Origin of the sequence: Streptomyces sp. NPDC051020, assembly GCF_040683105.1 — a bacterium.
Classification (GTDB): Bacteria; Actinomycetota; Actinomycetes; order Streptomycetales; family Streptomycetaceae; genus Streptomyces.
Genome location: NZ_JBFBCG010000040.1, coordinates 52,597 through 75,366 on the forward strand (window position 1 = coordinate 52,597; position 22,770 = coordinate 75,366).

At 69.3% G+C, this 22,770-nt stretch carries 18 protein-coding genes and 5 pseudogenes; 15 read left to right on the forward strand and 8 right to left on the reverse strand.

The features are described 5' to 3' along the window. Window positions 1-38 precede the first annotated feature (38 nt). From AB0N06_RS22195 to AB0N06_RS22215, 5 genes are read left to right on the forward strand one after another with little or no spacing between them, the layout of a single operon-like run. Complete coding sequence (locus tag AB0N06_RS22195) at window positions 39-950, forward strand: dihydrodipicolinate synthase family protein (protein WP_366136401.1); 912 nt, start codon at window positions 39-41, stop codon at window positions 948-950. Window positions 951-976: 26 nt separating this feature from the next. Then, a complete protein-coding gene (locus tag AB0N06_RS22200; RefSeq protein ID WP_366136402.1) occupies window positions 977-1,978 on the forward strand; it encodes a proline racemase family protein in 1,002 nt (333 codons plus the stop codon). Beyond that, on the forward strand, window positions 1,975-2,997 hold the full coding sequence (locus AB0N06_RS22205) for a proline racemase family protein (RefSeq protein WP_366136403.1): 1,023 nt from the start codon (window positions 1,975-1,977) through the stop codon (window positions 2,995-2,997). The genes AB0N06_RS22200 and AB0N06_RS22205 overlap by 4 nt, the downstream gene beginning before the upstream one ends. A gap of 10 nt (window positions 2,998-3,007) precedes the next feature. After that, window positions 3,008-3,955, forward strand: coding sequence for an ornithine cyclodeaminase family protein (locus AB0N06_RS22210; RefSeq protein ID WP_366136404.1), 948 nt, complete (start codon window positions 3,008-3,010; stop codon window positions 3,953-3,955). Between the two features lie 42 nt (window positions 3,956-3,997). Further along, a complete protein-coding gene (locus AB0N06_RS22215; protein WP_366136405.1) occupies window positions 3,998-4,675 on the forward strand; it encodes a GntR family transcriptional regulator in 678 nt (225 codons plus the stop codon). Window positions 4,676-4,774: 99 nt separating this feature from the next. On the opposite strand, the gene AB0N06_RS22220 is transcribed toward AB0N06_RS22215, so the two are convergent. After that, window positions 4,775-5,599, reverse strand: a complete 825-nt coding sequence (locus tag AB0N06_RS22220) for an SAM-dependent methyltransferase (RefSeq protein ID WP_366136406.1) — start codon at window positions 5,597-5,599, stop codon at window positions 4,775-4,777. A 130-nt stretch (window positions 5,600-5,729) separates the two neighbouring features. Here AB0N06_RS22220 and AB0N06_RS22225 point away from each other — a divergent pair. Next, a pseudogene (locus tag AB0N06_RS22225) lies at window positions 5,730-5,870 on the forward strand (DUF4232 domain-containing protein); the annotation flags it as partial. Between the two features lie 89 nt (window positions 5,871-5,959). Here the strand turns inward: AB0N06_RS22225 and AB0N06_RS22230 are convergent. After that, window positions 5,960-7,927, reverse strand: a complete 1,968-nt coding sequence (locus tag AB0N06_RS22230) for an Ig-like domain repeat protein (protein WP_366136408.1) — start codon at window positions 7,925-7,927, stop codon at window positions 5,960-5,962. Between the two features lie 308 nt (window positions 7,928-8,235). Further along, window positions 8,236-8,337 (reverse strand): annotated as a pseudogene (locus tag AB0N06_RS22235) (IS6 family transposase); the annotation flags it as partial. A gap of 233 nt (window positions 8,338-8,570) precedes the next feature. Between AB0N06_RS22235 and AB0N06_RS22240 the strand changes: the two are divergent. Further along, complete coding sequence (locus tag AB0N06_RS22240; RefSeq protein ID WP_366136409.1) at window positions 8,571-10,529, forward strand: hypothetical protein; 1,959 nt, start codon at window positions 8,571-8,573, stop codon at window positions 10,527-10,529. 259 nt (window positions 10,530-10,788) lie between these two features. Then, entirely contained in the window at window positions 10,789-11,442 is a 654-nt protein-coding gene (locus AB0N06_RS22245; RefSeq protein WP_366136410.1) for a hypothetical protein, read from the forward strand. A 68-nt stretch (window positions 11,443-11,510) separates the two neighbouring features. Here AB0N06_RS22245 and AB0N06_RS22250 read toward each other — a convergent pair whose 3' ends face one another. After that, window positions 11,511-11,876, reverse strand: coding sequence for a hypothetical protein (locus AB0N06_RS22250; RefSeq protein WP_366136411.1), 366 nt, complete (start codon window positions 11,874-11,876; stop codon window positions 11,511-11,513). A 466-nt stretch (window positions 11,877-12,342) separates the two neighbouring features. Here AB0N06_RS22250 and AB0N06_RS22255 point away from each other — a divergent pair, with 466 nt between their 5' ends. From AB0N06_RS22255 to AB0N06_RS22270, 4 genes are all read left to right on the forward strand, one after another. Then, complete coding sequence (locus tag AB0N06_RS22255) at window positions 12,343-13,545, forward strand: FAD/NAD(P)-binding oxidoreductase (RefSeq protein ID WP_366136412.1); 1,203 nt, start codon at window positions 12,343-12,345, stop codon at window positions 13,543-13,545. A gap of 219 nt (window positions 13,546-13,764) precedes the next feature. Next, on the forward strand, window positions 13,765-15,192 hold the full coding sequence (locus AB0N06_RS22260; RefSeq protein ID WP_366136414.1) for a rhodanese-like domain-containing protein: 1,428 nt from the start codon (window positions 13,765-13,767) through the stop codon (window positions 15,190-15,192). Continuing rightward, on the forward strand, window positions 15,189-16,166 hold the full coding sequence (locus AB0N06_RS22265; protein ID WP_366136415.1) for a sulfite exporter TauE/SafE family protein: 978 nt from the start codon (window positions 15,189-15,191) through the stop codon (window positions 16,164-16,166). The genes AB0N06_RS22260 and AB0N06_RS22265 overlap by 4 nt, the downstream gene beginning before the upstream one ends. 293 nt (window positions 16,167-16,459) lie before the next feature. Next, window positions 16,460-17,242, forward strand: a complete 783-nt coding sequence (locus AB0N06_RS22270; protein WP_366136416.1) for a GntR family transcriptional regulator — start codon at window positions 16,460-16,462, stop codon at window positions 17,240-17,242. Window positions 17,243-18,230: 988 nt separating this feature from the next. Here AB0N06_RS22270 and AB0N06_RS22275 read toward each other — a convergent pair. The 4 genes and pseudogenes from AB0N06_RS22275 to AB0N06_RS22290 form a co-directional block, all read right to left on the reverse strand. Next, window positions 18,231-18,420 (reverse strand): annotated as a pseudogene (locus AB0N06_RS22275) (ATP-binding protein); the annotation flags it as partial. 364 nt (window positions 18,421-18,784) lie between these two features. Then, complete coding sequence (locus tag AB0N06_RS22280) at window positions 18,785-19,369, reverse strand: restriction endonuclease (protein ID WP_366136417.1); 585 nt, start codon at window positions 19,367-19,369, stop codon at window positions 18,785-18,787. A gap of 139 nt (window positions 19,370-19,508) precedes the next feature. Then, window positions 19,509-19,715, reverse strand: a complete 207-nt coding sequence (locus tag AB0N06_RS22285; protein ID WP_366136418.1) for a hypothetical protein — start codon at window positions 19,713-19,715, stop codon at window positions 19,509-19,511. Window positions 19,716-19,871: 156 nt separating this feature from the next. Then, window positions 19,872-20,095: pseudogene (locus tag AB0N06_RS22290) on the reverse strand (hypothetical protein); the annotation flags it as partial. A 293-nt stretch (window positions 20,096-20,388) separates the two neighbouring features. On the opposite strand from AB0N06_RS22290, the gene AB0N06_RS22295 reads away from it, so the two are divergent. From AB0N06_RS22295 to AB0N06_RS22305, 3 genes and pseudogenes are all read left to right on the forward strand, one after another. Further along, window positions 20,389-20,862 carry a hypothetical protein gene (locus tag AB0N06_RS22295; protein WP_366136419.1) on the forward strand — a complete coding sequence of 158 codons (474 nt, stop codon included), beginning with the start codon at window positions 20,389-20,391 and terminating at the stop codon, window positions 20,860-20,862. A 247-nt stretch (window positions 20,863-21,109) separates the two neighbouring features. Beyond that, on the forward strand, window positions 21,110-21,634 hold the full coding sequence (locus tag AB0N06_RS22300) for a hypothetical protein (protein WP_366136420.1): 525 nt from the start codon (window positions 21,110-21,112) through the stop codon (window positions 21,632-21,634). Window positions 21,635-21,879: 245 nt separating this feature from the next. Beyond that, window positions 21,880-22,733 (forward strand): annotated as a pseudogene (locus AB0N06_RS22305) (IS5 family transposase). The last annotated feature ends 37 nt before the right edge of the window (window positions 22,734-22,770 follow it).

Consider the following 22,770-nt stretch of genomic DNA (forward strand, 5'->3'; position numbering starts at 1 on the left):
AATGTCACACCTCACATGATGAGTAGGAGTCTCACGTCATGACCGCAGAGCCCACCGCCTCCCGCAACCACCCCTGGCGCGGAATCATGGTCGCCACGACCCTGCCGCTGCGCGACGACCTCTCCGTCGACTACGACGCCTACGCCGAGCACGTCGCCTGGCTCATCGCCAACGGCTGCGACGGCGTCGTGCCCAACGGCTCCCTCGGCGAGTACCAGACGCTCACAAGCGAGGAGCGCGCCCGCGTCGTCCGTACCGCGGTCGAGGCCGCGGGCGACGGATCCCGCGTGATGCCCGGTGTCGCCGCATACGGCAGCGCGGAGTCGCGCCGCTGGGCCGAGCAGGCCGCCGAGGCCGGTGCGGGCTCCGTTCTGCTGCTCCCGCCGAACGCCTTCCGCGCCGACGAAGCCGCCGTACGCGCCCACTACAGCGAGGTGGCGAAGGCCGGTGTGCCCATCGTCGCGTACAACAACCCGTACGACACCAAGGTCGACCTGACGCCCGCCCTGCTCGCCCAGCTCCACCAGGAAGGCAGCATCGTCGCCGTCAAGGAGTTCAGCGGCGATGTCCGCCGGGCCTACGAGATCGCCGAACTCGCCCCCGGCCTCGACCTGCTGATCGGCGCCGACGACGTCCTGCTCGAACTCGCCCTCGCCGGCGCGGTCGGCTGGATCGCCGGCTACCCCAACGCCCTGCCCGCCACCTGCGCCACCCTCTACCACGCCGCCGTCGCCGGCGACCTGGAGACCGCGCTGCCGCTCTACAAGTCCCTGCACTCGCTGCTGCGCTGGGACTCCAAGACCGAGTTCGTCCAGGCCATCAAGCTCTCCATGGACATCGCGGGACGCACCGGCGGCGCCGTCCGACCGCCGCGATTCCCGCTCACCGGCGCGCAGGAAGCGTCCGTGCGCGCCGCCACCGAGAAGGCACTCGCCGAGGGCCTCAAGTAGTAACAACCGGCCGAGAAGGGGACTTCATGCGTACCCGTCACGTCTTCCATGCCGTCGACTCGCACACCGAGGGCATGCCGACCCGCGTCATCACCGGCGGCGTCGGTGTCATCCCCGGCGCCACCATGGCCGAGCGCAGGCTGCACTTCATCGAACACCTCGACCACATCCGCACCCTGCTGATGTACGAGCCCCGCGGCCACTCGGCCATGAGCGGCGCGATCCTCCAGCCGCCCACCCGGCCCGACGCCGACTACGGCGTGCTCTACATCGAGGTGTCCGGGCTGCTGCCGATGTGCGGCCACGGGACCATAGGCGTCGCCACCGTGCTCGTCGAGACCGGCATGGTGCCGGTCGTGGAACCGGTCACCACGGTCCGCCTGGACACCCCGGCGGGACTGGTGAGCGTCGATGTGCGGGTCGAGGACGGTGCGGCGAAGTCCGTCACTCTCACCAACGTCCCGGCCTTCTGCGTTGCGCTCGACCGCAAGGTGGAAGTGCCGGGACACGGCACGGTCACCTATGACATCGCATACGGCGGCAACTTCTACGCCTTCGTCCAGCTCGACTCCCTCGGCCTGCCCTTCGACCGTGCCCGCAAGGACGACCTCCTTGCCGCCGGGCTGGCCATCATGGACGCGATCAACGCCACCGACCGGCCCGTCCACCCGGAGAACCCGGAGATCAGCGGCGTCAAGCACGTCTATCTCGCCGCCCCTGGCTCCGATGCCGTCCGCTCCCGGCACGCCATGGCCATCCACCCGGGCTGGTTCGACCGTTCGCCGTGCGGTACGGGCACCTCGGCCCGTATGGCACAGTTGCACGCCCGCGGCGAGCTCCCGCTCGGCCGTGACTTCGTCAACGAGTCCTTCATCGGTACCGAGTTCACCGGCCGCCTGATCGAGGAGACCACCGTCGGCGGACTGCCCGCGGTCGTCCCCACCGTCACCGGACGGGCCTGGATCACCGGCACCGCCCAGTACTTCCTGGATCCGAGCGATCCGTTCCCCGGAGGCTTCCTGCTGTGACCGTCGTACGCACCACCGATTACCACACCGCGGGCGAACCCTTCCGCATCGTCTCCGAAGGGCTGCCGGCGATCCCCGGCGACACGGTCGCCGAGCGCTGCGCCAACACCATCGGCGCCGGCGGATCCGGCACCGCCCCCCGTTCCGGCCCGCTCGACGACATCCGCCGGCTGCTGGTCCAGGAACCCCGCGGCCACGCCGGGATGTACGGCGGGTTCGTCGTCCCGCCCGACGACGACGGCGCCCATCTCGGCGTCCTCTTCTGGCACAAGGACGGCTTCTCCACCGCCTGCGGACACGGCACGATCGCGCTCGGTGCCTGGGCGGTGGACAGCGGACTGGTCGCCGCGCCCGACGACGGCTCCGTCCAGGTCCGTATCGACGTTCCTTCGGGCCGGGTGTCCGCCACCGTGCACCGCGCGGCCGGGCGCACCACCGGCATCACCTTCCGCAACGTCCCGGCCAGGGTGGCCGCCCGCAAGATCCCCGTCGCCACCAGCCGGGGCATGGCCGACGTCGACATCGCGCACTCGGGAGCCTGCTACGCCTCGGTGCCCGCGGCGCAGCTCGGCCTCGACGTGAACGTCGCCTCGCTGGACGAGCTCGTGCGCGCCGGCCAGGAGATCCGGGCAGCGCTGGCCGGCCACCCCGCCACCTGGCACCCCGACAGCCCGCTGCTGTCCGGCGTCTACGGCGTGATCCTGTACGAGGAGCTGCCCGACACCCCCCTGGGCCCCGCGCAGTGCAATGTCACCGTCTTCGCCGACGGCCAGATCGACCGGTCGCCCTGCGGCTCCGGCACCTCCGCCCGCCTCGCTCTGCTCGCCGAGGACGGCAGGCTGCGCCCGGGCGACACCCTGCACCACGAGTCGGTCATCGGCACCGTCTTCACCGGCCGGGTCGTCCCCGGTACGGGCGAAGGCATCGTCACCGAGGTCACCGGCACCGCGCACCGGACCGGGGAGCACACCTTCGTAGTGGAGCCCGGCGACAGCCTGGCGACCGGATTCCTGCTGTGAGGGGCCGGCCGTGAAAGACCTCCTGTTCATCGACGCGGACGACATCGCCCGCGCACTGTCCCCCTCCGCCGCGGCCGACGCCGTGGCGGAGGTCCTGAGGGCGGGCCTCGACCCGGAGACCTGCCCGCCCCGCGCGGGCGTCCCGGTACCGGCGGGCGAGTTGCTGCTGATGCCCGCCGCCGCCGGGGCGTACGCGGGAGTGAAGATCGCCGGTGTGGCCCCGGACAACCCCGGGCGCGGGCTTCCCCGTATCACCGGCGGCTACCTGCTGCTGGAGGGCGCCACCCTGATGCCTCTGGCGCTCCTGGACGGCGCCGCGCTGACGTCGCTGCGCACCCCGGCGGTCTCCGCCGTGGCCATCCGGCACCTGGCCGTACCCGACGCCGAGCACCTGGTGCTCTTCGGCGCCGGTCCGCAGGCGTACGGCCACCTGGAAGCGGCCCTCGCGGAACGGCCGTTGACCAGGCTGACCGTCGTGTCGCGTACCGCGGCGGCCGCCGAGGCCCTCGTCGCGCACGCCCGTACAGCATTCGGCCTCGACGCCCGCACCGGAACCCCGGCCGCGGTGTCCGGCGCCGACCTGGTCCTCTGCTGCACCACGGCACGCGAGCCGCTCTTCGACGGACGACTGGTTCCCGAACACGCCACCGTCGTCGCCGTCGGCTCGCACGAACCGGAGGCCCGCGAGACGGACACCGCGCTGGTGCGCCGCTCCCGTGTCTTCGTCGAGGCGCGCTCCGTCGCACTGCGGGAAGCCGGAGATCTGATCATTCCGGCGCGTGAAGGGGCCCTCGCGCCCGACCGGATCGCCGGTACACTCGCCGATCTCGTGTCCGGCCGGGTCTCCCCCGGACCCGGTGGCCCCCGCTTCTTCAAGAGCGTGGGCATGGCCTGGCAGGACCTCGCCGTCGCGGCCGCGGTCCACCGAGGCCTCGAGCGGACGCCCAGCGCAACGTGACATTGTACGCTGGGTGCCCGGCGAACACTCGGAGGAACAACCATGGGCGACCTGAAGCAGCGCACTCTGATCACTGCCCGGGAGCGGCTGCGTGACCAGGTCGCCCAGGCCCTGCATGCCGCACTGATCGCCGGCGAACTGCGCCCCGGCCAGATCTACTCCGCGCCCGGCCTCGCCGCCGACTTCGGCGTCTCGGCCACCCCCGTGCGCGAAGCGATGCTCGACCTCGCGCGCGAGGGGCTGGTCGAACCCGTACGCAACAAGGGCTTCCGAGTGACCGAGTTGAGCGAACGCGACCTCGACCAGTACACCGAACTGCGCGCCCTCATCGAGGTTCCCACCATCGGCAGGATCACCGAGAAGTGCTCCCGGGACGCGATCGAGGACCTCCGCCCCCTCGCCCAGGCCATCGTGGAACGCGCCCGCGAGCACGACCTGATCGGCTATCTGGAGGCGGACCGCCGCTTCCACCTCGCCCTCCTCGCCCTGTCCGGCAACGACCGACTGGTCGAGACCGTAGGCGATCTGCGCAAGCGCTCCCGGCTGTACGGCCTCACCGCACTCGACGAGCGCGGTGAGCTGATCTCCTCCGCCGAGGAACACCTCGAGCTCCTCGACCACATGGTGGCCGGTGACCCGGAGGCCGCTATGGCCTGCATGGCGCGGCATCTCGGGCACGTACGTTCCGTGTGGGCACAGGACCACGACGAATCGGTGTGATCGGGGCCTCAAGCGGACCCTCGGCAACCGGTGGTCGTCCCCGGGACCTGCGGCCGTGCCCAGACCGGGCAACCCCAGAAGGACTTCCGGAGCTGACCACTATGGCTTGCGTGCGACTCCGCCGAACATCGCCACCTCGTCCGGCATGCCGGTGACACCCGTCTCGGGGCGCCAGCGGTTGCACGACACCACTCCGGGGTCGAGGAGTTCCAGGCCTTCGAAGAACCGAGTGACCTGGCCAGGAGTGCGTTGGGTGAGCTTCGGAGTGCCGTGCTCGTTCCAGAACGCCACTGCCGCGTCCACATCGGGCATGGCCGGATCCTTGATCGTGTGAGAGAGGACCAGGTGGCTTCCGGACGGCAGCGCATCCATCAGGCGGCTGACGATGCCGCACGCCTCGGCGTGGTCCTCGAGGAAAATCACCACTCCGAGGAGGATAAGTGCGACAGGCTCACTGAAATCCAGTGTCTTCGCCGCGTGTTCCAGGATGACGTCGACGTTGCGCAGGTCCTCGTCGAGGTAGTCGGTCTTCCCCTCGGGTGTACTGGCGAGCAGGGCACGCGCGTGGACGAGCACCAGAGGGTCGTTGTCGACGTAGACGATGCGGGATTCCGGCGCCAGCCGCTGGGCGACCTCGTGGGTGTTGTCGGCCGTCGGCAGGCCGGTACCTATGTCGAGGAACTGCCGGATCCCGCAGTCGGCAACCAGGTACCGCACCGCACGCCCGAGAAACAGCCGATCCGCCTGAGCGTAGTCGCCGATGCCCGGGTGCAGCTGGCGGATCTGGTCACCGGCTGCTTGGTCGACCGGGTAATGATCCTTGCCGCCCAACCAGTAGTTCCAGATCCGGGCCGTATGCGGCTGCGTGGTGTTGATCCTGTCGAGCTGCTGGGACACATCGGAAGGCGTCGACTGCTCGGCCACGGGGTCTCCTCATGAGAGTCAAGCTCACTTCAAGGTCAACGCGCAGCCTACCTAAGCGAGTTACACCTCGAGATCGCAACCCTCGAGCGTGTGCCGGGGCACTGCGGGTCCTGTTTGCGGAACGACCCGCGCGGCTTCCCCTGCCAAGGCCGAGCCGACCCGCTGCCACACCGCCGACCTGAAGGCCGGCTTCGCCATGGGGGATGACGCGAAGCCGGAGATGGAGCAGACCGAGAAGCAGACCCAGGTGTACATCTGGTTCACCAACCAGATCCGAACCCGAGTTCACCAGCCGGGCTACGGACCGGAAAGCGGAAGGGCCCCACACCTGTGTGACCCTTCCGTGCCTGCTGAGGCCTACTACTTGGTGAAGTAGAAGTACTTCCAGGCGCCGTGGGTGGTGGAGTTCACGGTGTCGCCGGAGGAGCCGTTGACGTACGAGGAACGCATGCGCATCCGGTAGCCGGTGTCGTGTGTACCAGTCAGGGTCACAATGGACTTGCCGTTGGTGCCGAGCGCGAAGTATTGCGAGCCCGCGTCGTACCACCTGCCCTGGTAATAGATCTCCAGGTTCAGCTTCTGCGAGCGATTCTTGTAGTACGTCATGGTCGTGGTGAAGACCGGGTTGGTCGTCTTGTGGAAGTACGCGTACGAGGTGGAGCCGATCTTCGCCGTCTTGTACTGCTTGGCGATCGTCGTGGAGACCTTCACCTTGGCGTAGGCCGTGGACTTCACTGTCTTGGAGGCCGAGCGGGCGTCACCGGCGAAGACCGCCGTGACCGTGGTGTCTCGGGTCATGTCCACCGTGGCGGACAAGTTGCCCTGGGAATTGACCGTGCCGGTCTTCACCAGCTTCTTCGGCTTGTCCGAGCCGAACGGGTCAGCCCAGATCTCGACCGTGCGGTTCTTGTACGTGGACCCGAGGTGCGCGGTGAACGAGACATCGGCGCCGTAGGAGTACAGCGCGCCGTTGTGGTTGAGGGTGAGGGAGGTGGCGGTGCGCGACACGGCGACCGTGTCCTTGCCCGACGCCGGTGCGTGGGTGGCATCGCCAACGTACTGTGCGGTGTAGGTGACGTTGCCGCCGGCTGGCGGCACGTCGGTGAAGGAGAACGTGCCGGAGGAGCTGACTGTCTTCGCACCGAGTGACTTGCCCTTGGGCGAGTCGATGTCGGTGCGGGTGATGGTGACCGTCGAACCGGACGGGAAGGACGTGTCCGAGGTCAGCTTGCCGGTGGCACTGAGTTGCTTGCCGCGGGTCGCCTTGGCCGGTGCCGAAACACTCACCTTGACCGGGTAGCGAGTCGCGTTGTCGAGGACACGCAGATGGGCACCGCTGTTGCCGGACGCGATGGCGAACAGCTTGCTTCCGTCGGGGGCCCAGGCGAGCCCTTGGTTGGCGATGGTGTCGCCGCCCGATGCGTTCAAGTCGTACGTATAAGTGCGGTAGGGCGTCTTCCCACCGGGCTTGAAGATGTAGATGTCCTTGTCGTACCAGCTGAACGTGGACAGGGCGATCGTGCCGTCCGGTGCGATCGCGGCGGAGTTGGGGCTGCCCGCATCGACCGGGTAAGCGCCGGTGCGGCTGAGGTCATCTGCATTGATCGCGGTCGCCGCGTAGGGCGATTCGCCGGAGGCGGCGACGATCTTCTTGGCGTCGGTGCTGAGCGCGAAGTCGTTCATGTAGTTCGCGGCCTCGGTCGGCATGCCCTGCTTGCGCAGCACGGGGGCTCCGGAGGACACGTCGTACACGGCGAGGCCCGACCAAGTTCCGTGGGTACCGATCACGAGAGTGTTCCCGGCTGACTCCAACTCAGGGGCGTCGTAGAAGCCCAGGTCAGGGAGTTGGTCGAGAACGATCTCGGGGGTGCTTTGCGCGGGGTCGAACGATCCCAGGTGGTGCGACGGCTGTTGCCCGTACATGAACCAGACCCGGCCGCCGGCGACCGCCAGGGTCTGCGGGTCGGTGTTCTCACCGGTCAAATAGCGTGCGGCCGCGGTCGAGGTGGACGTCTCGATGGCAACGACGGCGTCGTCACCCGGGACGGCTGCGTAGACGGATCGGGAGTCGGGCGTGATCGCCAGGTCCCGTACCCCGGAGAGATTCGGGACAGTCGCCACGAGTTTGCCCGCGTAGTCGGTGACGACGACCTTGTTGCCGGCCGGATCGCTGATGTACACCCGCTTGTGGACACCGTCCACGGCGATGTCGCCGTACGAGGAGATCGAGAGAGCCATGCTGGAGTCCGCCGCAGCAGGACCCGCGGCGCCCGCGGCCATGGCCGTCGAGCTGAAGAGGACCGCGAGTGCGGTCGACACGGTGCGCATGCGCACGTTGATTCGTACCCCCACAGAGAAGCCCGATGGACACACCGGGTGATGAGTCGGGCCGCGCGACGCCCGCACGCCATCTATGTGAAGACAGCGTGAAGGGCGCGGCCGCAGGCGCAGCGTATGCCATCGCTGTGACAGTTGGGGAGGGGGTTTTCCGGATCTTCCGTGTCTTCCCCATTGTCCGCGTACTTCGCGTGCCGCCTGCCCGGCCTTGGGAGTTCGTTTCTCTCGGGGGACTCCGTGCTCTCTTGACGTGCTCCTGGCCTAAAGTCCAGGGATTCCGGCCTGGGTCGTCTGACCCTGAAGCGGAAGTACAGCCACACGCAGTGGGAGATGACCTCGACCGGGTACCGGGGCCCCTTGTACGACGGCGACGGACCCCCACGGACAACCCCCTCCACCATGATCAACTCGAAGATCCTCCCACGCCATTTGCCAACGTGACAGTGCCTCGTGCGCTGTGCCGCACCCGGCAGCATGGTCCATTACTCCGTCCTGTCATCATGACCACGGCGCGGGAGCGGCGGCGTCGTGATCCGCATGAGGGCATTTACCTTCGGCCGGTGCTACGTCCCCTCGCTCCGATGTCCGCGAGCATGCCGGGTGCAAGACGCGCCCGCCTGAGACAGGAGCCGTAATGGCACTGAAGATACGCAGACCGAAGACTGTCGCCGTGACGCTCGCCGCCACTGTGGCCGCGGTCGCGTTGGGCACCGCCCATCCCGCGACCGCCGCCGGGTACACAGCGTCGGCAGGGCCGTGGAACACCGCCGTCGCCCTGACCGGAGCGGACGACCAGCAGACTCTGGTCGATGTCCAGGTGGCCGGTGACGGCACCGCGTTCGCGCTGTGGCGGGACAAGGCCGCCGGGGCCACCAGTTGGGACTTCCAGGCCGCCGTCCGGCCCGCCGGCAGCGCGATGTGGAGTGCGCCGCACACCCTGGCGACCGGACGTGACAAGAGTTCCCCGGCCGTACTCGCCGTGAGCGCTGCCGGGCGGGCCGTGGTGACCTGGCTGGACGGCAGTGGTGCGGACGGTTCGCTGGTCGCCCTCGCTGCCGGCTGGAACCCGGCGACGGCAGCCTGGTCCGCTCCGGCCACGCTCGCCGCCTGGGACGGCTTGGACATGTCCACGCCCCGCCTGGCCGCGGCGGCCGACGGCACCTTCACCGCCGTATGGGACCAGGGCGACGGAAACTGGAACTACGACGTGAGGGCCGCCACCCTTGCCCCCGGTGACCAGGTCTGGTCCGCACCCCGGACGCTGGGCTCCACCTCCACCGGATCCATCTGGAGCCTCGACCTCGCGGTGGCCCCCGGCGGCGCCGCCACCGTGGTCTGGAACGAATTCAGCCGCTCCACCGGCGACCACACGCTCTCCACTGCCACCCGCGCCTCGGCCCAAGGCAGTTGGAGCAGCGCATCCGCGCTGCCCGGCACCGACGCCACGTCCAGCAACGTACAGGTGGCGATGGACGCCAAGAACGCCACCACCGTGCTGTGGCGCAGCAGCGCCGACGACCTCAAATCCGCCACCCGCACCATTCCTTCGGGCGGCTGGGGTGCCGCTCAGACCGCCGTTTACGCCATCAACTACAGCGACGGCAGCGAACCGCTGGCCGCGCCCAACGGTGACGTCACGTACGTGTGGACGGGCTGGAGCAGCACCGCCGGTACCCCCGTTGTGCAGACCGTCACCCGTACCGCGAGCACCGGGACCTGGTCCGCGCCGAAGACGCTGTCCACCGGCTACGTCAACTGGCAGGTGGACGCCTCCATCGGCGCCGACGGAACCGTGCAGGTCGTATGGCCGCAGGTGCCGGGCATCGACAACGGCAACGACAACTACCTTGAGTGGGCGGTGCGCGCCGACGGCACCTGGAGCAAGGCCACCGCTCTCAACAGCAGCCCCGTCGCCGCCGTCCCCAACACGGACGCCCTCGCCGGCGAGGTGGCTGCCGGACCGGACGGCCGGGCCACGGTGCTGTGGCGCAAGGCCGAGTACGCCGGCGGCGGCAGCTACACCTCCCAGGTGTGGTCCCAGTCGCAGACCCTGCTGACCAAGCCGCGGATCACCACCAACGCGGCGGTGAGCGGAACGGCCCGAACCGGCTCCACCCTCACCTGCTCCGCCGCCTGGAACGGCACCAACACCAAGGCCACCTGGTCCTGGCTGCGCGACGGCACGGTCGTGTCCGGTGCTACCGCCAAGACCCGCGCCCTCACCTCTGCCGACTACGCCCACAAGGTGTCCTGCCGGGTCACGGTCAGCAACGGCGCGGGCTCCGTCGCTTCCACCTCCCCCGCGCTGAAGGTCGCGGTCGGCCCCGCCCTGAAGGCCACCACCGCGCCGTCGATCTCCGGCTCCGTCAAGGTCGGCTACAAGCTGACGGCTGCCCGCGGCACTTGGTCACCGTCCGCCACCTCCTACACGTACCAGTGGAAGCGCAACGGCACGTCCATCAGCGGCGCGACCAAGTCCACCTACGTCCTGGTGAAGGCCGACCGTGGCCAGAAGATCACGGTCAAGATCACTGCCCACCGCAACGGCTGGACCAACGGCACAGCCACCACAAAGCCCGTCACCGTGCGCTGACCCGACGCGGGCCGGTTCCCACCGGCCCGCGTCTGCCGGTCCGGGACCCGGTCGACTCAGAGGTGGTGGTGGCCGGCCTTCAACTCACCTATGAGAGGACGTTCCGAGAGGGCGTTCTGAGCTGGTATGCCCGATTCTGACGTTGGCTTGGGTCAGGCACCGTCTCTGGCAACCACGCGGTCCTTCGCCAGCTTCTACAGTGTCCCGAGATGAAGGGGCCGAGCGGAGCACGGCAGAACAGAAGGGTTGACGCGCGGACGTGGTGCAGATCGAGCGTTTGGCTGACCTGAAGCCCGTTCACCAGCGCCAGGCCGCCGCTCTGGCCCTATGGCGGTGGCGTGCGCCGGTACTCGGGTTCGCATTGGATGCGGATTGGGGCGTCGACCCGTATGTGCTGGAGTCGCTGTTCCGACTGGCAGCAGAACCTGCTGGTGAACAGTCGAATCACGCATACGGCCAAGCAATCGCCGAGCTGTGCACGGCCCCGCTCTTCGCGTCCGAAGTCGACCCGGACACGGTCCAGCTCGTCCAATTGGAAACCATCGGGGGCTTGCTGGTCTTCGGTGAGTTGCTGGACAAGCCAGCCCTGGACGAAGTCGAGCGAGTAGTCGAAACGTCGTCCGGCCTGGCGAACTACCTCGACGGTCTCGTCGAGGGCTCGTTCTACTCCCACCCCTCGGAGGAAGCCCACCGCCAGTATCTCGCCAACCTGGCGGACCCGACGAGCAGCGAGGGCTATTTCGCCTCACGCAACTTCGCTGTCGAGTCCGCTTGCCACGGCGCCCTCCGGGCCTTCCCCGATTCCGAAGGGCTGCTCGACTCGTCCACCGGTCGCGAGTTGCTCGCGCTGTGCGAGGACTTCGGCGAAGAGCTCGTCGCAACGATGTGGTGGCTCCGCACGACGGGCCATTAGCGATCATGTCCTGAGTCAGTGACGAGACGGGCAGCCGTGACGGGCTGGTGACACGCAGCGGAGGGCGGCTACGGACGGCGCTCGGTGAACAAGCCGGGTTCGGGCTCGGCGAGGACGCCGAGGCTGACCAGGCGTTTGAGCTTGTGCCGGGTGCTCTCGATGTTCTTCGGCGTGACGGCGAGGTCGAGGCGCTCGCACAGGTCGCGGGCGCGCATTGGTCCGACGGCGTCGGTGAAGACACTGAGGATCTGCTGGTTGGCCGGGTGGTCCGGCAAGACAGGCGGCGGATCGGTCGGATTCGGAGCGATCGGCGGTAGGGCGAGGAGCGTCTTGCGGGCCACCGCCAGGTTTTCGATCTCCTCATCGATGTCACGCAGGCGCGCGGTGAGCTCGTCGATCTGCGCGCGGAGCTGTTCCGTGGCGGTGCCGAGCAACCACGAGGCCCGGACGCGCCCTGGACCTGACAGCCGGAGAGGGCCGCAACGCCCAGCCGCCCCGGGGCCAGGGCGTGTTTCGAAAGTCGCGCCTGCCAGGCGACACCTGGCACGCACGCTCGCTGCGTTGTCGGGCTCGCCCCGAGGCGCGATGGGGGGCGCGCGTCCTCGGCTGAGGCCGGGGACCGCCGGAGAGCCCGTCATCGGCGGCGCAGGCGGCCACCACCGAATCCGCGCTCCTTCCCCAGCCGGACCTGTGCCAGCGCTCCCGGCGGTCCCGGAGTTGTGCCGCCGTGCCCTCCGCCCACTCCGGCCGCGCGGCAGATGGGGGCGGGTGCTCGGTCGCAGCACAGAGCGACGAAATGTACGTACAACAGAAGTGTGATTTCCGCAGGCGGCTTGCACATCAGAGCCGCAGAGCCTAACTTAAAATGTACGTACATTTGCCTCGTGCGGGAGGGTTCTCTTGGTGACCAAGCAGCACCACCGGACCGTGATCATCGGCGGCGGGACCGCGGGTATCTCGGTCGCGGCTCGGCTTCGCCGTGCCGGTGAACAGGACGTCGCAGTGCTCGATCCGAGCCTTTCCCACCACTATCAACCGTTGTGGACGCTGGTCGGCGGCGGACGAGCGCCGTTGAAGGAGAGCATCCGCCCGCAGGAGTCCGTCATGCCGAAGGGCGTGCGGTGGATCCGCCGCGCCGCGGTGGCCGTCGACCCCGAGGGCCAGGAGGTGACGCTGGACGACGGCGGCACCGTCTCCTACGACCACCTCGTGGTCTGTCCCGGCATCCAGCTGGACTGGGACCGCGTGCCCGGCCTGGAGGCCGGGCTCGGCAAGGACGGCCTGTCCAGCAACTACCTGCCCCGCACCGCCCCCGCGACCTGGCGCTTCATCCGCGCGACCCGCTCGGGCAGCGCGGTGTTCAGCATGCCGACGGGCGCCATCAAGTGCGGCGGCGCCCCGCAGAAGATCGCCTATCTCGCCGCCGACTTCTGGCGCGGGCAGGGCGTCCTCGGCAAGATCGACATTCACCTCGTGATCCCCGGTGCCGCCATCTTCGGCGTTCCGGAGTTCGCACGCGTACTCGACGACGTGGTCCGCCGGTACGGCATCAACGTCCACTACGGCAGCGAGGTCACCGAGGTACGGCCCGAGGCCCGCGAAGTAGTCGTCACCGACCTGGGCACCGGGGGCAGGACGACCCTGCCGTACGACATGGCCCATCTCGTACCGCCGCAGAGCGCCCCGGACTGGATCAAGCGCAGCCCGCTCGCCGGCGCCGACGACCCAGCCGGCTACGTCGAGATCGACAAGCACACGATGCGGCACGTCAGGTACCCCAACGTCTGGGCCCTCGGTGACGTCGGATCGTCCCCGAACTCGAAGACCGGCGCGGCCGTGCGCAAGCAGGCGCCCGTGGTCGTCGAGAACCTCCTCGCCACGATGAACGGCCGGGAACCCACGGCCACCTACAACGGCTACTCCTCGTGCCCGCTGACCACGGCCCGCAACAAGATGCTGCTCGCCGAGTTCGACTACAGCGGGCAGCCCACCCCGTCGATCCCGGTGATCAACACCATCCGCGAGCGCACCGACATGTGGTACCTCAAGCGGCACGGCCTGCCGTTCCTCTACTGGAACCTCATGCTCCGCGGGCTCGCCTGACCCGACGCCCGAAGGCCGCAAACGGTCCGACCGCCGCACCTGCCGCGCCCGGCAGGTCGTACCCGCGCGACCCCGCCCCCGGCGACCAACGCCGCCCTGCGCCCGGCCACCTTGCCGTCGCCGCGTCGCACCCGTGACGAGCGGCCGCACCGACACGCCACCCGCACCCCGGGCCCAACGCCCTGGCGCGCAACCACCGTTCATCCTCAGGAGCCCGTCATGACGAACCCCACCGGACCGCTGGTCTTCGTGCAGTTTTACCTCGACTGCCTCTCCCACGCCTCGTACCTCGTCGGCGACCGCACCACCGGCCGGGCCGTCGTGGTCGACCCCCAGCGCGACGTCAACGACTACATTGCCACCGCCGAGCGTCACAGCCTGACCATCGAGCGGGTCATCGAGACCCACATCCACGCGGACTTCCTCTCCGGTCACCTGGAGCTGGCCGAGCGCACCGGCGCCCGCGTCTCCTACGGCTCCGCCAGCACCCTCGACTTCGACACCGATCCCCTGGACGACGGCGAGCACCTCAGCCTCGGCGAGGTCGACCTGGAGATCCTGCACACCCCGGGCCACACCCTCGAGTCGATCTGCGTCGTCGTACGCGAACACGCCGGCGACACCATTCCCTACGGGGTTCTCACCGGCGACACGCTGTTCATCGGCGACGTCGGCCGTCCCGACCTGCTCAGTGCCCGGGGCCGGTCCGCCGAGGAGATGGCCCGTGCCCTGTACCACTCCACCCGCGAGCGCCTGCTCACCCTCCCCGACGACACGCGCGTCTACCCGGCGCACGGAGCCGGCTCGTCCTGCGGCAAGAACCTCTCGACCGAGCTGAGCTGCACGATCGGCATCCAGCGCCGCAGCAACTACGCCCTGGCCGACATGACCGAGGACGAGTTCGTCTCCGTCGTGACCGAAGGCCAGCCTGCCGCGCCCGCCTACTTCGCCTTCACATCCGTGCGCAACCGCCAGGCCCGTCCGGTCCTGGACGAGGACGCCCCCATCCCCTCTCTCACCCCGGACGCCTTCCTCGATGCCCGGACGGGCGGCGCCACCGTCCTGGACACGCGGGACCCGGATTCGTTCGCCTCCGCCCACGTGCCCGGCGCGGTCAACGTCCCCCTCGGCGGCCGCTTCGCCGAGCTCGTCGGCGAGGTGCTCGACGCCCAGGACGGCATCATCCTGTGCGGCGATCCGGCCACCGCGCGCGAGGCCCGCAACCGTCTCGCCCGCATCGGCTTCGACCGTGTTCTCGGCGCCCTGACCACCGGCGTCGACGCCGTCGGCGCCGAGTACCTGACCGCCGCCGTGCGCGTGGAGGCCGACGCCCTCGCCGGCAGCCTCGCCGAGGACGCGGGCGGCCTCGAGCTGGTGGACGTGCGCGGCCTGGGCGAGGTGCGCGACAACGGCACCATTCCCGGCGCCCGCCTCATTCCGCTGCCCGAACTGGTCGCCCGCCTGAGCGAACTGCCGACCGATCAGCCGCTGACCGTGTTCTGCGCGAGCGGCAACCGCTCATCGGTGGCCGCGTCCGTGCTGCGTGCCCGCGGCTTCGACACCACCGACCTGCGCGGCGGCTTCTCCGCATGGCACGGCTCGGTCACGCACCCCGCCGACACGGCCCCGGGTGGCGTCCCGGCATGAGCGTCCTGATCCTCGCCCTGCTCTGCGGAGCTGTGGTCGGCCTGGCCCTCGGCGCGCTCGGCGGTGGCGGGGGTGTGCTCGCGGTCCCGGCCCTGGTGTACCTCCTGGGCGTCGCACCCGCCGACGCCGGGACCACCAGCCTGGTCATCGTCATCGCCACCTCCGTCACCGCCCTCGCCCGCCACGCCGGCACCGGCAACATCCGCTGGCGGACCGGAGCGCTGTTCGCCGCGGCCGGCGTGGCACCCGCCATCGGAGCGTCCGTGCTCGCGCACCGTATCCCGCAGGCCGTGCTCACCACCGCGTTCGCCGTCCTGGCCGCTCTCGCCGCCGCGGCGATGCTGCGCGGTACCCGCACGGCGCACCGCACCCGCCAGATCGCCGCGGCCGCGACAGCCGCCCCGAAAGCCACCGCACCCGGAGCGGCCGTAGGGGCCGTCGTGTCCCGCTCCGGCCAGCCCGGGAGCGCGGAGGCGACCGCCGCCCGGGCGGCGCCCCGGCTGGCCGGCGGGACGACCGCGGCCGAGGACGGCGGGGGCGGCCTGGTTGCGAAAGACGCAGGTGGCGGCGACGCCGCCGGCATCCCCGGGGGGCCCGCCGGCAGGGACGGGAACCTGCGCACCGCCGCGGCCGGGGTCGGCCTGGGCGCGGTGACCGGGCTGCTGGGAGTCGGCGGCGGCTTCCTCGCCGTGCCCGCCCTGGTGTCCGTGCTCCGCCTGCCGATGCGGATGGCCGTCAGCACCAGCCTCGTCGTCATCCTCATCAACTCGGTCGTGTCCCTCACCACCCGCCTGGCGGCCGGAGGCACGTCCCTCGATCCCGCGATCTTCGGCCCGTTCGTGGGCGCCGCCATCCTCGGCGCCTGGGACGGCAAGCGGCTGGCGTCCAAGTTCTCCGGCACCACCCTGCAGCGGGCCTTCGCCGCCTTGCTGCTCGCGATGGCCGCGTTCATGCTGATCGACGTCTTCGTCTGAAGGCTCGCGGACGACCGCCGCCTGGTGCACCCCGTCCCGGGTGGCGGTCGGCATGGATCGGCTGCCGCCGGAGTCGGCGGGGCCTCCGAGCCCGTCGCGGGATCGCCGGTGTCCGGCGACCGAGCTGCGGTCACGGGCACCGATCACGTTGGGTTGCCGCTTCTCCGACCCAGGGCCGGCGCACCCTCGGTTGAGGAGCCGACGGACCCAGGTTTGCACTGTTTTCCCGAATGTACGAACATTCACCTTGCGTCCGCACCACCTGTCCGACCCCGACCCCCAGGAGGGCGCCGGTGACCTCGCAGCCCGCCCCCCGTCCCCTCACCCGATCTGCGGGCAAGCCGCTATGGGCACAGCTGCGCGCCGACCTGCTGCGCCGTCTCGAAGACGGTGAATTCCGCGACGTCTTCCCCGGCGAGCATGACCTCGTCGCCGAGTACCAGGTCAGTCGGCACACGGTCCGCGAGGCTCTCCGGCAGCTTCGCGCGGAGGGCCTCGTCACCGCCCAGCGCGGCAGGGTCTCCCGGTTCACCGCGAGCCGCCCGCTGGAGCAGAAGGTCGGTGAGGCGTACAGCCTCTTCCGCTCCGTCGAGGAGGTCGGCGCCGTCCAGCGCAGCGTCATACGTGTGATCGACCTGCGCGCCGACGGCGTCATCGCCGCCCGTCTAGGACTTGAGGAGTCCACACCGCTCGTCTACCTCGAACGCCTCCGCCTCGCCGACGAGGAGCCGCTCGCCGTCGACCGAGTCTGGCTTCCCGCGGACGTCGCCCGCCCGCTCCTGGACGTCGACTTCACCCACACCTCGCTCTACAACGAGCTCGAACGCCACTGTGGCACCCGCATCTGCGGCGGCTGGGAGCGTATCCGGGCCGTCGTGCCCGGCCGCGGAGAGCGCACCCTGCTCGACTGTCCCGAGTCCACCGCGCTGTTCGCGATCGACCGGCTCGGTCACGACACCGCCCGGCGCCCGGTCGAGTGGCGGCAGACGCTCGTCCGGGCGGATCGCTTCGCCGTCGCCGCCGCGTTCTCCGCCGACGACGGCTACCGGCTGGGCGCTCCGATCCGTACGCCCTGACCCGTGACCTGTGGGGCTCGGAAAGTCATCGCTGCAGGCGAGGGCGGCAACGCGGCGTCGCCCGGCACCATCTCTGCGTGATCGTTTCACTCGTGTACAAGGTGACCGGAAACGGCTGTCCGTCCCGGCGGTGCTGCGCCGCGACACCTCCAAGGACGCCGTGGCTTCGTTCACTTCAAGCAGCAGCGTTTGTCTGCCGGTTTGGGCAGCGGTTGGCGATCTTGGGATTCAAAGATGTTCACGAGAAAATGACGTCAGTATCTGAGCTTGATGGCTGACAGGCTGCTGCTCGACCACTGGCCCTCGGCCAAGAGCTGCCGACCGGGCTGCCCTATCCTTCTGCCGTGGCGAACTGGCGGCGGTCTCTGGGTGATGCGTTCTGGGCTGTGGATCGGGCCCTGGGTGGGCAGCGGCGTCCGACTCGGATCCAGAAGTGGGTGGCCCGGCACCCGATGAGTGCCGGTCTCTGTATGGCCGTCCCCTTCGCGCTCTTCTTCCTGATGGTGTCGCCTGAGGACGAAGCCGATAGCCCCCTGCTCGCCATGCTGGGCGGGCTGATTATGGGACTTCTCTTTGCTCTCACGGCCGGCGCAGAGCGACTCCGGCAGCGCCGGCACAAGCGTCTGGGATGTGGGACGGCTCCTGAGTAGGGCCAGAAGTGGCGCGGGCGGAGACTTGGAAGAGCAGGGGGAGGGTGGGGATGTCACGAAATCCGAGGGCCGAGTTCTTCGCTGGCCCGGGTGGGATGTGCTTGAGCATCGTGTTCTATGGGTGGACAGCAGCCAGTAGCGGCACTGCCCCCTGGGTGAGGGTTGTCTCGGCGCTCTTTCTGGTGGTCTGGGTGATGTTGCTGGCGAGGCACCTCTTGCGACGTGCCCGTGGCCGTGCGTCTTCTGAACACTCGGTTGAATCGACCTCTTGAAGATGCCAGCGCTGCGGACGACCCGCCGTCGGTGAGAGGAGGCGGGCCGTCGGGGTGGGGGCGGGCTCAGCCGGTCTTGGCGGGTTCCTCGGCTCGTGCCCGGGTGCTGGCAAGGCGGTAGGAGTCGGTGGCCGGTCTCGATGATGGTGCCGTTGAAGGTGAGCCAGTCGACAATGGCCGCGCCGAGGCGGGAGTCGGTGAAGGTCTTGGTCCAGCCGCCGAATGACTTGTTGGAGGCGATGGCGACGCTGTTCTTGTTCCTCTCCCCGGGTCAGGAGGTGGCGGGTCCGGTCTCAAGCGAGCCCTACCTGCGCCTCGTCGGCTCCAGTCAGGGCAGGACGCCAGGCGGGGTCGGCCCACCACCTGGCGACGTTGAACACCGGGGTGAGAGCGGCGGCAAGGTAGAAGTCGAGGTCTGTCCCGTCGACGGTGACGCCGTGGAGGGGTTGGCGTCGACGAAGAACGGCACCATGTCGATCACCACCAGCGCCGTGCGGGCGGGGTCCAGGCTCGTGTACGCGAACCGGCGGCCTCGTCGTTCCTCCTGACGCCAGTACTCCCGGTCCTCAATGTGCCAGGCATGGGTGAGCGTCTCGGTATCCGGCATGGTGGTGCCCCTGTCAGTCGTTGTCGGGGTGGAGCTTGCGATGGGTGCCGGAGCGGGCGATGTCCAGGTCCAGGAGCGAGGCCAGCGCAGTGCCGTTGTTCCAGAAGCCGAGCAGGTTGATGTCGATGAGTGTCAGGTGCTGGCGGGCGGCGAATGCGCGGGCCGGTTTCGTAAAGACGCAGGAGGCGACGAAGACGGGGACGTCGGCGCCGTGTTCGGCGCGGGCGGTGCCGTTGAACGTCTGGATGTCGCGGCTGCCGACCGTGCGGTGTTTCGCGTAGCGCTTGCACTGAATGACGATCTTCCGCCCGTCGGGCAGACGGCCGATCACGTCGGCTCCCAGATCGCCAGCACCGCCGACCCGCTCCACTTCCGTGCAGCCGTCCCGGCGGCACAGCTGGGCGATGTACTCCTCGAACTCGCGGTCGTCCATCGCCCAGACCGCCTCCAGCGACCGGCGCACCTGCCGCTGCACCTCTTCGGCAAGCCGAGCCTTCTCGGCCTGCGCTTCGTGCCGTCCGGCGCGTACCAGGCCCGTCATGACGAGCGCGGGGACTACGGCGGCCAACGCCACCAGCAGGACTGTGACTGTCCCCATATTTGTTACCCCTCCCGGTGTCCGGCGGTGTGCCGCCTTATAGCTCCCCGCCTGACGGGCGGGCTATCCGGCGGGACCCGCAGGCAGGCGTACCTGTCCTGCGCGACCGGTGAGCAGCTTCTGGTGGGCAGCCAGGAAGTCAGCCGGCGTTGGAGACACCCTGCACAAGCTGGGTCAGGACGTTCAGGATGCCCTGGCCCAGCTCAGTAGGAGCGATCAGGATGCCAAGAGCCAAAACGATGACCACGGTGAACTTCTCGTCCAGCCGGCTCCGAGACTGCGTGCGCCGACGTAGCCGGATAACCACGATGAAGGCGAGCAGTACCGCCACGTTGATCGTCAGCACCGGACCGCTCCTCCAGTCACACACAGGCTTCACTTCGGACCTTCTGGTGTTGCCCCATCTGCTGGCTGAGGTAGCGGAGTTGTCGGCAGTTGGCGCCAGGAGGCCCTTCTCTGGCTGGATCCGGATCGGGTGCACTGCACCGGGTGCGGTGCCTCGTCACCACAGCCACGCGGTGGAGTGCCGCACCCAGGACAGAGCGCGCGCATCACGGCGCGCGACGGCGTTGCCGATGCGGTTCTGCCGGTCCCGGGGCCGGCGCGACTGCCCGGCAAAGAAGCGGCGGCGCCCGGCATCCTGGAGCCGCCGCCGCTGCTTGCGCAGCTCCTGCTTCTTCTCTGCCTGCGACTTCGGGTCCGGGGCCTCTTCCAGACCGGCTCCCAGGGCGCCGGCCCGAGCGACCACCGTCACGGCGGTCACACCGACGGCGATGCTCCTGCGGGGGACCGAGTCCGCGCGTCCCGCAAGTGCGGGCGGCGCGGGTGAGGCGGGCGGTCGCCGGGGCTCCCCCGCGCGGGGGAAGGAACCACCGTGGAGTCAGGACCCAGGTATGACGCCCCGAACGCCCCGAGCCAAGCACTGTGGAACCAGCCGACGACAGCCGTTGGCAAGCGAGGAAGCTGGGGCGGAGGCGGAAATGGTGCGCGTGTTGACACCGGAGGCAGTACGGAGGGTCGTGACCCTGAGCAGTGGTCTCGCCGTGCCGTACATCGCCATCAAGACGTACTGGGCATCAGGCGGCAGGACGGGGCTTTCTGACGGGTTCGACATGGCGAGCGAGTTCAGGAGACACGGTGGGCCGGATGCGCTGGTGTGGCTCGAACGGCATGGCATCGACTTCACTGCGGTGCTCGCCCTGACGGGGCTGGTCCTGGCGTCCGCACTCGTCCGGCCGTGGGGACGGAGATTCCCCCGGAGGCTGCTGCTCGCTCTGGCCTGGACGGGAACGCTGCTGGTCCCCTATGGCCTGCTGACCGCGGTGCTCGCCATCACCGGAAACGGCGGCCACGCGGAGACCCCGATCACGGGGTGGATCGTGCCCGCCGGGGTCTGCGCCTTCCTGGGGATCGGGACCGCCCTGGGTATGGGGGCGCGGACTCGTGCCGTCCACGGACATGCCGCGCAGGTCGGCAGGCCCGGTCGTCCCTGAGTGCGACGGCCGGGCCGTGGCGCACTCCGCGCGCGTCACGCGGATCTGGCAGCGATCCGCAGCATCCCGGCGGGTCGAGTAGCCGCTTGCCGGGCCGAAGCGAGCAAGGAGCGAGGGATGAGGTGCCTCACGCAGGACTGACGGGTATCACATTGCAGAGGCGGTGCACGGATCTTCCAGGCAGCACACAGTGCGAGGCGGTCCCACGTCAGGAAAGATAGTCATCGGGAAGCGTCAGGAGGTCCGGATGCGCGAGAACGCGAAACAGCGTGAATGCGACGAGCGGGATGAGTGGCGGCCGGGGCTGATGCAGCGGTGGCGGGAGACGCTGGATGAGCACACCACCTACACCCAACGATCGCTGCTCGCGACCTGGCTCTCCTTCGGCGTCACGTTCGGCGCGGCCCGCTTGATCACCCACGGTATCCGCAGCGGCCGACTGCCCTGGGGGAATGTCTCCGCGGGCGGGACTCATCTGCACCATTACAACTTCGGTATCGCCACGCTGGCCGGGGTCGGCTTGGTCGCCGTGCGAGGTGACGCGCAGTACGTCGGCCATCCGGGTGTTGGCGCGGCTTACGGCGCCGGAGCGGCGCTCATCGCCGACGAATTCGCCCTCCTCCTGGATCTCAAGGACGTCTACTGGGCCAAGCAGGGCCGGATCAGCGTCGACATCTCGCTCGGTATCATTTCCGTCCTCGGCCTCTATCTCTCCGCCGCCCCGTTCTGGCACGAACTGACCAGGGTCACTCGCCAGCACGCCCGGGGGTGACACGACTTCAACAGTGGCGTAGCGCCGTCGGCTGATGTGCAAACCATGGGGACGCGGGCAGGTTCAACGCATGACGACGACCGAAGGTAACAGCATGGGCGTTTCCGCCGCGTGACGCATCGGTGGAAGTGGTCTGAGAGGGCGTTAAGTCCCGTTCCTGATGATGTGGTGTCGCCCGTTCGTGGGTGATGGGACGGTTCCGCTCTCGCGTCGTGTCGTGTCGTGTGCATGGTGGGGTCGTGGGCATGGAACGGATGCCATACGCGACCGACTTGTCCGACGAGCAGTGGGCGTTGATCGAGCGCTGGTCACTGCGTGGAAGCAGGAGCGGGTGGCGCGTTCGGCGACCGGGGACCCGGGCTCCTGCGACCTGCGCGAGGTCGTGAACGCGCTGCTTTACCAGAACCGGACGGGCTGTCAGTGGCGGCTCCTGCCACACGACCTCCCGGCCTGGTCAGCGGTGTTCTACTACTTCACCCTGTGGCGCCAGGACGGCCTTGACCAGCGGATCCAGGAGATCCTGCGCTGCCAGGTGCGGGAGCGGGCCAGGCGATGAGAGGACCCGTCCCTGGTGATCATCGACACCCAGTCCGTCCGCGTGGCGGCCGGGGTGCCGAAGGAGACGACGGGACTGGACGCGAACAAGAAGACGCCCGGCAGGAAGCGGGGACTCGCCGTCGACGTGCTGGGCCTGGTCATCGGTGTGGTGATCCTCGCCGCGAGCGCGCACGACAACGAGGCCGGCATCGCCCTGCTGGACCAGGCGGCCGAACGATGCGGGATGCGCCTGGAAAAGGTCCTGGTCGACCAGGGTTTCAAGGACGCCGTGATCATCCACGGGGCGGTGAAGGACATCACCGTCGAGGTGGTCCGACGCAACCCCGACGACGAAGGCAAGGGCTTCGTTCCGCAACCGAAGCGGTGGGTGGTCGAGCAGGTCAACGGAACCCTCATGCTGCACCGGCGCCTCGCCCGCGACTACGACCACCGACCCGACAACGCGGCCTCCCGCGTCTACTGGGCCTCCACCGCCGGCATGCTCCGCCGCCTCACCACCCCTACCCCCACCTGGCGCGACGACGTGGAGCTGGCCGCGTGAACGTCAGCGAACTCCTGCGGCGGCTGCAGAGCGAACA